This is a genomic window from Allorhizobium sp. DMC15 (assembly GCF_056314065.1).
The window spans coordinates 584,191-597,019 of sequence record NZ_JBQUZB010000002.1; the positions used below are offsets into that span (position 1 = coordinate 584,191).

Here is a 12,829-nt window from a genome sequence, read left to right on the forward strand (position 1 = left end):
GGACGAACAAAGCCGTCGCGAGCGATCGCGGCGGCTTTTTTGTGGTCTCATGTCGAGGATGAAGTGCGATCCACGGCAACCGATGGAGATTTACGATCCTGGGTGCCTACAAACGTAGGTGGGCGCCATATGTCCGAGCCCACGGGCCCGGCCAGGGACAGCTCCCTTTGGATCGAGTATGGCCCCAGGGATTGTGGTTCCTGTCGTGAGGCGCAGACCGCATGCAAGATATAGGCGCTTCGCGCCCTCTCCGCCAGTGGGAGAATGCGTTTCGGATAAAGCGACCACAGCCGCTTTTCTCAATTGTCGCTGGTTGCCGGCGCCGGGCGCTGGGTAAGCTTGCGGGTAATGCCGTTCAGCCGCTCGGCAACCTCGGCCAGCGTCTGTGCCACGGCCTCATCGCGCCGGCTCGCACCGTCGAGAACGCTGTCGCGCCCGTGGCGAAGATCCGCCAGCTCCCGTTCGGCGTCTGCGAGCCGGCGATTGAGCTCCGCCATTTCATCCATGACCATGATGCCGGCCATCACCGTGATCCGGAGATCGCCGATTTCCCCGAACTGGCTTTTCAGGTGGCCCACATAACGGTCGAACTGGCCCGCGAGGTTGGTGAGATGGGGCTCCTGCCCCTCCTCGCACGCCATGCGATAGGCCTTCCCGTCGATCGTGACTGTCACCTGGGCCATCGGCCATCCAACTCTTCGTTACGCGGGCGGGACGACGCCCAACACCAAATCTCAGGTCTGCGGCCGCACGAACCGGTGGTCTACCGGTCGAGCACGGCCCGGATCGTTTCCATGGCGGTGACGAGGCGCCGCGAGACCTCGCGATTGACCTCTTCCAGGCTGTTGGCCCGAAACTGCGACTCGTCCAGTTCCTGGGCCAAACGGGCACGGTCGGCATGCACGCGACGGACCTCGCCATCGACTTCGCTGCTTTCCCGTTCTGCTTCAAAACGCATGTCGACGGCATTTTCGAGGCCGCCCACGGCCTGACGAAGCGCCGCGAGCGCGGCTTCGACCGAATTTTCCACCGGCATCCCTGACCCCTGCCTCGTTGCTGCGCTTTCGCTGTTTGCGAATCGTCCAAGCAATCCGGGTGATTTGAGCGGCGACACTAAGCCCCACGCTTGGCACGCGTCAATAAAGCGCGCCCACCCGGCATGGTCCAATTCTGTGGACTATCGGAAGTGCACCTGCCCTTGCCGAAGCCATCCAGCCGGGTCGCACAGGAAAGCGGCAGATCGATGGGAACCTGCACGATAAAAGGCTTATACCGGGCCATTTTGTTGACTTGCGCGTGGCACCTGATATGGATCGCTCGCTCCTCATTTGGTCCTGCGAAGGGCCGTGATTGACACTGCGAACCAGCGGACTAGCCATGATCTCTCCAGAAAAACATAACCGGATGGCGAATGCGATCCGCTTCCTCGCCATGGATGCCGTCGAGAAGGCCAATTCCGGCCATCCGGGTCTCCCCCTCGGCGCGGCTGACGTCGCCACCGTCCTGTTCGGCCGTTATCTGAAGTTCGATCCGAAGAACCCGCTCTGGCCCGATCGCGACCGTTTTGTCCTTTCGGCCGGCCACGGCTCGATGCTTCTCTATTCGCTGCTCTATCTGACCGGCTACGAAGACATGACGATCGAGGACATCAAGTCCTTCCGTCAGTTGGGTGCCAAGACCGCCGGCCATCCGGAATATGGTCATGCCTCCGGCATCGAAACGACGACTGGCCCGCTCGGCCAGGGCATCGCCAATGCCGTCGGCATGGCGATCGCTGAACGCAAGCTGTCTGAAGAGTTCGGCTCCGACCTGCAGAGCCACTACACGTATGCGCTGGTCGGTGACGGCTGCCTCATGGAAGGCATCAGCCAGGAAGCCATCGCACTGGCCGGTCATCTGAAGCTGAACAAGCTGATTGTCATCTGGGACGACAACAAGATCACCATCGACGGTGCCGTCTCTCTGTCGGACTCGACCGACCAGATCGCCCGCCTGAAGTCGGCCAACTGGAACACCATCGAGATCGACGGTCACAACCCGGACGAAATCGCAGCAGCCATCGAGGCCGCGCATAAGTCCGACAAGCCGACCTTCATCGCCGCCAAGACCATCATCGGTTTCGGTGCTCCGAACAAGCAGGGCACCCACAAGGTCCACGGCTCGCCGCTCGGCGCCGAAGAAATTGCAGCCGCCCGCAAGTCGCTGAACTGGGAAGCGGAAGCCTTCTCCGTGCCGGCCGACGTCCTGGACGCCTGGCGCCTCGTCGGCCTGCGCTCCACGAAGGCGCGCAAGGAATGGGAAGAGCGGCTGAACAAGGCGGACGCCGAGAAGCGCGCCGAGTTCAACCGTCGTTTCGCCGGCGATCTGCCGGGCAGCTTCGACACCACGATCGACGCCTTCAAGCAGAAGATCGCCGCAAACAACCCGACAGTCGCCACCCGCAAGGCATCGGAAGACGCGCTGGAAGTCATCAACGGCCTGTTGCCGGAAACCTTGGGCGGTTCCGCTGACCTGACGCCGTCGAACAACACGAAGACCAGCCAGATGAAGTCGATCACGCCGACCGACTTCTCCGGCCGCTACATGCACTGGGGCATTCGCGAGCATGCGACGGCGGCTGCCATGAACGGGATCGCGCTGCATGGCGGCCTGATCCCCTATTCCGGCGGCTTCCTGATCTTCTCGGATTACTGCCGTCCGTCCGTGCGTCTGGCCGCCCTCATGGGCATCCGCGTCGTGCATGTCTGGACGCATGACTCCATCGGCGTCGGCGAAGACGGCCCGACCCATCAGCCGGTCGAGCATTTCGCAGCCCTCCGCGCCATCCCGAACCTGCTTCTCTTCCGTCCGGCTGACGAAACCGAAACGGCGGAATGCTGGCAGATTGCGCTGAAAGAAAAGCATCGCCCGTCCGGCCTGGCGCTCACCCGCCAGAACCTCGTTCCGGCCCGCACCGAATACGAAGACAAGAACCTCTGCGCCTATGGCGCCTATGAGCTGATCTCGGCCAGCGACGCCAAGGTCTCCATCTTCGCCTCGGGTTCGGAAGTCGAGATCGCAATCAAGGCACAGCAGCAGCTGGTCGCCAAGGGCATTCCGACCCGCGTGGTTTCGGTTCCCTGCTTCGAGCTCTTCTTCGAACAGGACGCCGATTACCAGCAGGCCATCATCGGCAACGCTCCGGTGAAGATCGGCGTCGAGGCCGGCATCCGCCAGGGCTGGGACGCGATCATCGGTTCGACCGGCGCCTTTATCGGCATGAAGTCCTTCGGCGCCTCCGGCCCGGCAAAGGACCTTTACAAGCATTTCGGCATCACCGCAGAAGCAGTCGTCGCGGCTGCCGAAGCCAAGCTTGCCTGACCTTCCCGCCAGGGCGTCCCTCGGGCGCCCTGACATAGCTCAAGAGCCCACTATTCAATCGGGAGTCCACCAATGACTGTGAAAGTTGCCATCAACGGCTTTGGCCGCATCGGCCGCAACGTACTGCGCGCCATCGTCGAATCCGGCCGCACCGACATCGAAGTCGTCGCGATCAACGACCTCGGCCCGGTCGAGACCAACGCCCACCTGCTCCGTTACGATTCGATCCACGGCAAGTTCCCGGCCGACGTGAAGGTCGACGGCGACACGATCATCGTCGGCGGCGGCAAGCCGATCAAGGTCACCGCGATCAAGGATCCGTCCACCCTTCCCCACAAGGAACTGGGCGTCGACATCGCGATGGAATGCACCGGCATCTTCACCTCGAAGGACAAGGCCTCGGCCCACCTGACCGCCGGCGCCAAGCGCGTCATCGTCTCGGCCCCGGCCGACGGCGCTGACCTGACCGTCGTCTTCGGCGTCAACCACGACAAGCTGACCAAGGATCACCTGGTCATCTCCAACGCCTCCTGCACGACGAACTGCCTGGTTCCGGTCGTCAAGGTCCTCAATGACGCCATCGGCATCGATCATGGCTTCATGACCACGATCCACTCCTACACCGGTGACCAGCCGACGCTCGACACCATGCACAAGGATCTCTACCGCGCCCGCGCGGCAGCGCTCTCGATGATCCCGACCTCGACCGGCGCTGCCAAGGCTGTTGGCCTGGTTCTGCCGGAACTGAAGGGCAAGCTGGACGGCACCTCGATCCGCGTCCCGACCCCGAACGTCTCGGTCGTCGACTTCAAGTTCGTCGCCAAGAAGAACACCACCAAGGAAGAAGTCAACGAAGCCATCATCGCCGCCTCCAACGGCGCGCTGAAGGGCATTCTCGGCTACACCGACGAGCCGCTGGTTTCGCGCGACTTCAACCACGACAGCCACTCGTCGATCTTTGCTCTGGACCAGACCAAGGTTCTCGAAGGCAACTTCGTCCGCATCCTGACCTGGTACGACAACGAGTGGGGCTTCTCGAACCGCATGTCGGACACGGCAGTCGCTCTGTCGAAGACCTTCTGATCAACGAAGGATCGGTATCCAAAGGGCGGGCTCGCAAGGGCCCGCCTTTTTTTGCGAAAGAAGCCGCTCAACGGCTTTGCCAATTAATTCTCCATGGCGATGGAACAATATCCGACCATGACGGTTGCCCCTTTGAATTGTGGCACAAACGCGGCATCGCGACGCCATCTCCAGCGGCCTTCAGCCGCGTTCCCGGGCTTCTCAGTCCCGGACAATTCGAAAGGAATCCGAGACGTTGACTCACGCGACCATGCCAAATGTCGAGCCTCAGGAGGATGCTGTCCCCGCCCCGGAAGGGGAGACGCAGATCATCGACACACCCTATGAGATCGGCCAGGACAACATCAGCTACCGGAAACGCCTGGTGTTTGAACTCGACATCCACAATGTCGTCTTCACCGTATCGGCGCTCGCGATCGTCGCATTCACCTTCCTCACGCTGGCTTTCCAGACCACGCTCGAGCCCGCCTTCACCGGTTTGCGCGATTTCCTGACCGGTCATCTCGACTGGTTCTTCCTGCTGACCGGCAATGTGCTGGTGCTCGCCTGCCTTGGGCTGATCGTCTCGCCGCTCGGCCGCATTCGGCTGGGGGGCCCGCAGGCGACGCCCGACTATTCCAATCTGTCGTGGTTCTCCATGCTGTTTGCCGCCGGCATGGGCATCGGACTGATGTTCTACGGGGTATCCGAACCCATCGGCCACTTCACCGCAGCCCTTGATGGTCCGGTCTTCGAAGGCGGCGCTCGCACCGACTGGGCGCCCCTTGGCGGTGCGGTAAACGATCCGGAAGGGGCAAGACGCCTGGCCATGGCCGCCACGATCTTCCACTGGGGCCTGCATCCCTGGGCGATCTACGCCATCGTTGCATTGTCCCTCGCGCTCTTTTCTTTCAACAAGGGCCTCCCCCTCACCCTGCGCTCCGTATTCTATCCAATCTTCGGCGAACGCGTCTGGGGCTGGCCGGGCCACATCATCGACATCCTCGCCGTCTTTGCGACAATCTTCGGCCTCTCCACCTCGCTCGGCATCGGCGCGCAGCAGGCGAGCGCCGGCCTGGAATTCTTGTTTGGCATTCCAGCCACCGAGACGATGATGATCGCTCTCGTTCTGGTCATCACGGCCATCGCCATTGCCTCCGTCGTAGCCGGCATGGACAAGGGCGTCAAACTTCTCTCGGAAATCAACCTCGGCCTAGCGGCGCTTCTGCTGCTCTTCGTCATTGCCGTCGGCCCCACCTGGCAGATCTTCAAAGGCTTCTTCCTCAACCTCGCCGCCTACGGCACTTATTTGCCGGCGCTTGCCAATCCCTTCGGTCGTGAGGACACCAACTTCGTCCATGGCTGGACGGCCTTCTACTGGGCTTGGTGGATCAGCTGGTCCCCGTTCGTCGGCATGTTTATCGCCCGCGTCAGCCGCGGCCGCAGCGTGCGTGAACTGCTGACGGCGGTTCTTCTCATCCCGTCACTCGTCTCCGTACTCTGGATGACGGCTCTCGGCGGCACGGCCATCAGCCAGTTGGTCAACGACGGTATGACAAGCGTGAAGGATGCAGCCCTTGAACTGCAGCTTTTCGAGATGCTGGCGCATCTGCCGCTCACCGCAATCACCTCCTTCGTGGGTATCGTCCTGGTCATCGTCTTCTTCGTCACCTCATCTGATTCCGGCTCGTTGGTGATCGACACGATTTCTGCCGGTGGCAAGGTCAATGCACCGATCCCCCAGCGCGTCTTCTGGGCAAGTTTTGAAGGACTGGTGGCCGTGGCACTCCTGCTCGGTGGCGGGCTGGTGGCGCTTCAGGCGATGGCCGTATCCACCGGCCTGCCCTTTGCCATCGTCCTCCTCGGCGCAACCTATGCACTGATCAGGGGATTGCTGGCGGAACCACGCTGACTAAAAAAAGTGGGGCGAAATTCAAAAATTTAAATTTCGCCCCACTCTCATCACGATCTTGTTCCATGAAGATGCATGCCATCCGGCATGCATGCATAATCTTCAATCGCCAGCCCGCCATGACAGCGGGATAAAAGTGCGCTCGCTGGTTTGAAAACCGGAAGCGGCGCTGGGCGGCATTGAGCGGCGGTCGTGCCAACGGCTGTCGGGAAGGGGACGAGCGCTTGACCGAATTCTATGCCGTCACACTGGTCGCCACCGCGCTCGTTCTTCTGGCGGCCTTTTCCAGCCTCATCGCCTTTCGCTTCGGCGCGCCCCTTCTCCTGCTCTTCCTCGGCATCGGCCTCGCCGCCGGCGTCGACGGGCTCGGCATCGATTTCTCTAACTTTCCGCTGGCCTATGTGATCGGCTCGCTTGCCCTAGCAGTCATCCTCTTCGATTCCGGCTACGGCACCTCGCTGCAATCCTTCAAGCTCTCGGCAGCACCCGCGATCACGCTGGCGACGGTCGGCGTGTTGCTGACGACCGTCATCTTTGGCGTTGCGGCGCATTTTCTGCTCGGCCTCGATTACCTGCAGGGTTTCCTTCTCGGCGCCATCGTCGGCTCGACCGATGCGGCGGCTGTCTTCTTCCTGCTACGCATCGGCGGCATCAACATCCGCGACCGGGTCCGCTCTTCGCTTGAAGTCGAATCCGGCACCAACGATCCGATGGCAATCTTCCTGACCGTGGCCCTGGTGGAACTGATCGCGAGCGGCGGCGACACCAACGGTTTCGGCATGGACCTCCTGCTGCATTTCGTCCGTCAGATGGGCGTTGGGCTGGTCTTCGGCCTGATCGGCGGCGTGATCATCGTCTTCATCCTCAGGCGTATGCAGGTCGAACGCGGCCTCGCCCCCATCTTCATCCTCGCGCTCGCGTTGATGATCTTCTCCTTCACCGGCATGATGGACGGTAGCGGCTTCCTGGCCGTCTACGTCGCCGGCATCTATGCCGGCTCCCGCAAACTGCCTTCCAGCATCACGATCAGCCGCTTTCAGGACGGCATGACCTGGCTTGCTCAGATCATCATGTTCCTGCTGCTCGGGCTTCTCGCCACACCCTCGCAATTTCTCGGCATCCTCTTGCCGGCGGTTGTTCTGGCGCTGTTTCTGATCTTCATCGCCCGTCCGCTCGCCGTCTGGCTGTGTCTGCTTCCCTTCGATTTCACCCAGCGCGAAACCGGCTTCATCGCCTGGGTGGGACTGCGCGGCGCAGTTTCCATCCTGCTCGGCATCCTGCCGATCGTCGGCAATCTCGAGAACGGGCAGATCTTTTTCAACACGGCTTTCATCGTCGTGATGGTCTCCCTGGTGATACAAGGTTGGACCATCAAGCCGGTCGCCAAGCGGCTCGGCCTGATCATCCCGCCGCGCATCGGTGCGATCGACAAGGTCGAACTCGACCTGCCGGGCACGGCCAACCATGAACTGCTCGCCTATCGCGTCGTCAAGGGCAGCCCGGTGCTGCGTGGCGAGCGTATCCCGCGCTGGGCCATGCCCTCGCTCGTCATCCGCGATGGCAAGTCCATGCGCTACCAGTATGCCGGTCGGCTGCGCGAAAACGACCATGTCTATCTCTTCATCGCGCCAAGTTACTCGAAGCTTCTCGACCGGCTCTTCGCAACGGAAGCGGCGGTGGAGGATGACGACAGCGAATTCTTCGGCACCTTCGCCATTGCGCCCGGTACGCAGGTTAAGAACCTTGATGACGCCTATGGCCCGCTGTCCATCTCCGACAGCGAACGCGGCAAGACCGTGGCCGAACTGATCACCCAGCGCGTTGGCGGCCGGGCGGACTATGCCGACCGTGTGCGCCTCGGCACCATCGTACTCATCGTCCGCGACATCGATGAGCATGGCCACATTGCGTCCGTCGGTGTCTCGATGGAACCGGTGGAACCGGCCACCACCTGGCCGATCTTCCTCAACATCCGCGAACTCGCCCATGCCCTGCGCGACTATCTGCGCCAGAAACGCGCGGCCGCCCAGACCGGATCACAGAGCGAAAAATGACAGCCCTCGCCTTGCACCGTCACATAAGCGGTGTAAGGTCCGGCCCGTCAGCCCCATTCAACAGCATACAAGACGGGTAGATCCATGCCGGCTTTCAAGACCCTCGACGACCTCACCGATATCGCAGGCAAGCGCGTGCTTGTCCGCGTCGACCTCAATGTTCCCGTCACGGACGGCAAGGTGTCGGACACGACCCGCATCGAGCGCGTCGCCCCCACCATCAAGGAACTGTCGGACAAGGGCGCCAAGGTCATCCTGCTCGCCCATTTTGGCCGCCCCAAGGGTGAACCGGTCGCCGACCAGTCGCTGTCGTTGATCGCGCCCGCGGTCGAGGAAGTGCTCGACCAGCGTGTCGCCTTCGCATCTGATTGCATTGGCGCGCCAGCTGCAGACGCCATCGCCAAGATGGAAAACGGCGATATCCTGCTTCTCGAAAACACCCGCTTCCACAAGGGCGAAGAGAAGAACACGCCGGAATTCACCGCAGAACTCGCCAAGAACGGTGACATCTACGTCAACGATGCCTTCTCGGCCGCCCACCGGGCGCACGCCTCGACGGAAGGCCTCGCCCACCACCTGCCCGCCTATGCCGGTCGCACCATGCAGGCCGAGCTCGAGGCCCTGGAAAAGGGCCTGGGACAGCCGCAGCGCCCGGTCGTTGCCATCGTCGGCGGTGCCAAGGTCTCGACCAAGATCGACCTCCTGTCGAACCTCGTCACCAAGGTCGACGCCCTCGTGATCGGCGGCGGAATGGCCAACACCTTCGTCGCCGCCCAGGGCATCGATGTCGGCAAGTCGCTCTGCGAGCATGATCTGGCCGAGACCGCCCGCTCGATCATGGAAACCGCGAAGAAGGCCGGCTGCGCCATCGTCCTTCCGGTCGATGGCGTCGTCGCCCGCGAGTTCAAGGCCAATGCGGCAAACGAGACGGTCGACATCAAGGCGATCCCTGCCGATGCGATGATGCTCGACGTCGGGCCGAAGTCGGTTGAGCTGATCAACGGCTGGATCGAGAAGGCGGCGACGCTGGTCTGGAACGGTCCGCTCGGTGCCTTCGAGATCGCGCCCTTCGACAAGGCGACCGTTTCGGCCGCCGAACATGCCGCCGATCAGACCAAGGCCGGAAAGCTGGTCTCGGTCGCAGGCGGTGGCGATACGGTTTCAGCCCTCAACCATGCCGGTGTCGCGGAGGACTTTTCCTACGTCTCGACAGCAGGCGGTGCCTTCCTCGAATGGATGGAAGGCAAGGAATTGCCGGGCGTAGCGGTCCTCACCAAGGGCTGATCTGCTCCACAAGCGGACAATAGACTGTCAAACCGCGTGTCCCCGGACACGCGGTTTTTTCGTGCCCGATGTCATTGGGCCGTCCGGAATTCGATGTTACCATTCTGGCCGAAGGAACTTCCAGGCGTTTGGAGGGTTCCCGGCCCATGAATGACCCGCATAGAGGCGACTTCGGCACGGCAATTTCCATGCCGTTTGAAATGGGTTTAAAAATCTTTGAATTTTCAAACGATTGAAATGATTTCAATCGTTTCAATAGCTTAGCCACCCATTTTCCCTTTGCTTAACTTCTGTTATCGCCGGAGTCATCGCGATCCTCAACGGATCGAATGCGGTCAGGGAGTGACCGGGGCGGCTGCAATGTCGCCAGCAGACGTCAGAGATTGTGAGGCGCGGTGGCGCCATGTTCAGGGATAGGAGTGAGATATGGTGGACGCGAAAATGTTGAACAAGATCACCTCGGCACCCGGCTTCATCGCCGCGCTCGACCAGAGTGGCGGTTCGACACCAGGCGCCCTGCGTCTCTATGGCGTGCAGGAAACCGACTATAGCGGCGACGACGAAATGTACCGCCTGATCCACGCCATGCGCGTGCGCATCATGAAGGCCCCCGCCTTCACCGGCGACAAGGTCATTGGCGCCATCCTCTTCGAACGCACCATGGATGGCGATGTCGACGGCGAGCCGGTACCCACCTTCCTCTGGCAGAAGCGCGGCGTCGTCCCGTTCCTGAAGATCGACAAGGGTCTCCTGGACGAAGAAAACGGCGTTCAGCTGATGAAGCCGATGCCTGACCTCGATGCGCTCCTCATTCGTGGACGCGAGAAGGGCATCTTCGGCACCAAGATGCGCTCGGTCATCGCCCATGCAGACAAGGCCGGCATCGCCGCGGTGGTCAAGCAGCAATTCGAGGTTGCCCGCCAGATCATCGGCCAGGGCCTCGTGCCGATCGTTGAACCGGAAGTCTCGATCAAGAGCCCGACAAAGGTGGAAGCCGAGGCCATCCTGCGCGACGAAATTGCCGCCCAGCTCGACAAGCTGCCGTCGGGTGAAAAGGTCATGCTGAAGCTGACCATTCCGACGCTCGATGATTTCTACGCCGCTCTGGTGGCCCACAGCTCTGTCGTTCGCGTCGTCGCCCTGTCCGGAGGCTACAAGACGATCGAGGCCTGCGACAAGCTGAGCCGCAACCACGGCATGATCGCCAGCTTCTCCCGCGCGCTCGCCGAACAGCTGCGCGTGTCGATGAGCGATGCGGAATTCAACACGAGCATCGCCAAGACCATCGAGCAGATTTATGCGGCAAGCGTGAACAAAGTGAGCGCAATAGCGGCCGAGTGACCGGCCACGGATAGCTCTCAAAACTTGTCACGAGGACACAAAAGCCCGGCCACCCGCCGGGCTTTTTCCGTTATCAGTGGCACGACCAAACCTCGGAGCAATAATGCCGTCCGCCATGAAGCCCCTCCCCTTCGTCACCGTCGACGTCTTCACCGAAACCCGTTTCGCCGGCAATCCGCTCGCTGTGATCACCGACGCACGGGGACTGAGCGACGCCGACATGCAGCGGATTGCAGCCGAGTTCGGCTATTCCGAGACGACCTTCGTCCTGCCGCCGAAGGATCCGGGAAATACAGCCGAGGTGCGGATCTTCACACCGGTCACGGAAGTGCCTTTTGCCGGCCATCCCAATGTTGGGACGGCCTTCGTGCTTGCGAGCGCCAGCAGCGTGTTCGGAAATCCGGTTGGTGACAGCATTCGTTTCGAAGAAAAGGCGGGCCTGGTTTCAGTCTCCGTGACACGCGATAGCGAGGGTCGGCTCACCGGAACGACGATCCGGGCGCCCGGCCCGCTTGTCATCGGCGCGCCCATCTCGCCGTCCACGATGGCGCCATGCCTCAATCTGGGCATCAGGGACATCGAGACGAGCCGGCATGAACCCGTCTTTGCCTCCGTGGGACTGAAATTCATTCTGATCGAAGTCACCGATCTCGAAGCGCTCGGACGTGCACAGCCGCATATCGAGTCCTTAGCCGCCCTGCGCGCCGCCCATGCCGACGAGGATTGCGACTGCGCGACCTTCCTCTACACCTGGGTTGGCCAAGACCATGTGCGTGCCCGCATGTTTGCGCCGTTCGACAATGTTGCGGAAGACCCGGCGACCGGCAGCGCGTCTGCGGCCCTCGGCGCCTTCCTCACGACTCTCGGTCCCCATCCACGCCAGCGCAGTCTGCTGGTCGAACAGGGCGTGGAGATGGGCCGGCGGAGCCTGATCCACCTCGCGGTCTCGACAACGGACGGGCGGTTCGACTTTGTCGAGATCAGCGGCTGCTCCGTTCCCGTGATGCGAGGAGAGATCCATCTGTGACCGGAAGGCAACCACCTCGCCAATAAAGCTTAATTGTTGTGCTTTTGCTCAAATCGACAGCACAACCTGCTTGTTCGTCACTCGAACACAACCTATATGGCGCGACGAGGACGACCTCCCCATTATGGGTCTGATTGCACTGCGGGACGACCCGCCGGTTTCCCGGAGGGAAGAACATGCGCACCGCAGCAGATCGTATTCGCCACGCCGTCAGCTTCGAACTCATCGGCCTTGCCATCCTGGTTCCCGTCGGCAGCTGGGCCTTTTCGATGCCCGCCGCTGATATCGGCATTGTCGGCGTCGTCAGCGCCACACTCGCAACCGCCTGGAACTACATCTACAATCTCGGCTTCGACCACATGCTCTTGCGGTTGAGGGGCACAACGTTGAAGACCGTTCCGATGCGGGTGGTCCACACCGTTGCCTTCGAACTCGGGTTGCTGATGATCTTGCTGCCGTTCGTCGCCTGGTATCTCGGCATCGGCCTGCTGCAGGCCTTTGTCATGGATATCGCCTTCGCAGCCTTCTACATGGTCTATGCTTTCGTGTTCAACTGGACCTATGACCGCCTCTTCCCCCTGCCGGAATGGCAGACGGTAAAGTCGGCGCGTTGAACGGATAAAGCCGAATCACGGCCTGAGCAGAAGCGTCACCGACCAGGCGACGAAGGCGACCACGGCGAGCTTCCAGAAATCCAGACGACGTCGAAGTCCCGGCAAGCCGAGCGGCTTGATGATCTGGATCAGCATGGCGAGCAGCAGGAAGGCGGATATGGCCTTGTTCATTCTC

Annotated in this window: 11 protein-coding genes and 1 other RNA gene; 8 read left to right on the forward strand and 4 right to left on the reverse strand. The window is 61.6% G+C overall.

Annotated elements, in window-relative coordinates:
• Nucleotides 1–63: 63 nt before the first annotated feature.
• The 3 genes from ssrS to ACT53S_RS11415 form a co-directional block, all read right to left on the reverse strand.
• Nucleotides 64–222, reverse strand: a non-coding RNA gene (gene ssrS, locus ACT53S_RS11405) — 6S RNA.
• Nucleotides 223–299: 77 nt separating this feature from the next.
• Complete coding sequence (locus tag ACT53S_RS11410; RefSeq protein WP_113376324.1) at nucleotides 300–683, reverse strand: cell division protein ZapA; 384 nt, start codon at nucleotides 681–683, stop codon at nucleotides 300–302.
• An 80-nt stretch (nucleotides 684–763) separates the two neighbouring features.
• Nucleotides 764–1,036, reverse strand: a complete 273-nt coding sequence (locus tag ACT53S_RS11415; protein ID WP_113376325.1) for a DUF4164 domain-containing protein — start codon at nucleotides 1,034–1,036, stop codon at nucleotides 764–766.
• A gap of 341 nt (nucleotides 1,037–1,377) precedes the next feature.
• On the opposite strand from ACT53S_RS11415, the gene tkt reads away from it, so the two are divergent.
• From tkt to ACT53S_RS11455, 8 genes are all read left to right on the forward strand, one after another.
• Complete coding sequence (gene tkt / locus ACT53S_RS11420; protein WP_142071648.1) at nucleotides 1,378–3,360, forward strand: transketolase; 1,983 nt, start codon at nucleotides 1,378–1,380, stop codon at nucleotides 3,358–3,360.
• A gap of 72 nt (nucleotides 3,361–3,432) precedes the next feature.
• Nucleotides 3,433–4,443 (forward strand): type I glyceraldehyde-3-phosphate dehydrogenase, encoded by a 1,011-nt coding sequence (gene gap, locus ACT53S_RS11425; RefSeq protein WP_113376327.1) that lies wholly within the window; start codon nucleotides 3,433–3,435, stop codon nucleotides 4,441–4,443.
• A 250-nt stretch (nucleotides 4,444–4,693) separates the two neighbouring features.
• Nucleotides 4,694–6,334 (forward strand): BCCT family transporter, encoded by a 1,641-nt coding sequence (locus ACT53S_RS11430; protein ID WP_142072175.1) that lies wholly within the window; start codon nucleotides 4,694–4,696, stop codon nucleotides 6,332–6,334.
• Nucleotides 6,335–6,558: 224 nt separating this feature from the next.
• Nucleotides 6,559–8,388 carry a potassium/proton antiporter gene (locus ACT53S_RS11435; protein WP_142071650.1) on the forward strand — a complete coding sequence of 610 codons (1,830 nt, stop codon included), beginning with the start codon at nucleotides 6,559–6,561 and terminating at the stop codon, nucleotides 8,386–8,388.
• A gap of 84 nt (nucleotides 8,389–8,472) precedes the next feature.
• Entirely contained in the window at nucleotides 8,473–9,672 is a 1,200-nt protein-coding gene (locus tag ACT53S_RS11440; RefSeq protein ID WP_142071652.1) for a phosphoglycerate kinase, read from the forward strand.
• Between the two features lie 426 nt (nucleotides 9,673–10,098).
• Nucleotides 10,099–11,013: a fructose bisphosphate aldolase gene (locus ACT53S_RS11445; RefSeq protein ID WP_476067060.1), complete on the forward strand. Its 915-nt coding sequence runs from the start codon at nucleotides 10,099–10,101 to the stop codon at nucleotides 11,011–11,013.
• Between the two features lie 115 nt (nucleotides 11,014–11,128).
• Nucleotides 11,129–12,040: a PhzF family phenazine biosynthesis protein gene (locus tag ACT53S_RS11450; protein WP_476067473.1), complete on the forward strand. Its 912-nt coding sequence runs from the start codon at nucleotides 11,129–11,131 to the stop codon at nucleotides 12,038–12,040.
• Between the two features lie 176 nt (nucleotides 12,041–12,216).
• On the forward strand, nucleotides 12,217–12,654 hold the full coding sequence (locus ACT53S_RS11455) for a PACE efflux transporter (RefSeq protein ID WP_476067061.1): 438 nt from the start codon (nucleotides 12,217–12,219) through the stop codon (nucleotides 12,652–12,654).
• A 15-nt stretch (nucleotides 12,655–12,669) separates the two neighbouring features.
• Here the strand turns inward: ACT53S_RS11455 and ACT53S_RS11460 are convergent, their stop codons facing one another.
• A complete protein-coding gene (locus ACT53S_RS11460; protein ID WP_174238537.1) occupies nucleotides 12,670–12,825 on the reverse strand; it encodes a hypothetical protein in 156 nt (51 codons plus the stop codon).
• Nucleotides 12,826–12,829: the final 4 nt, after the last annotated feature.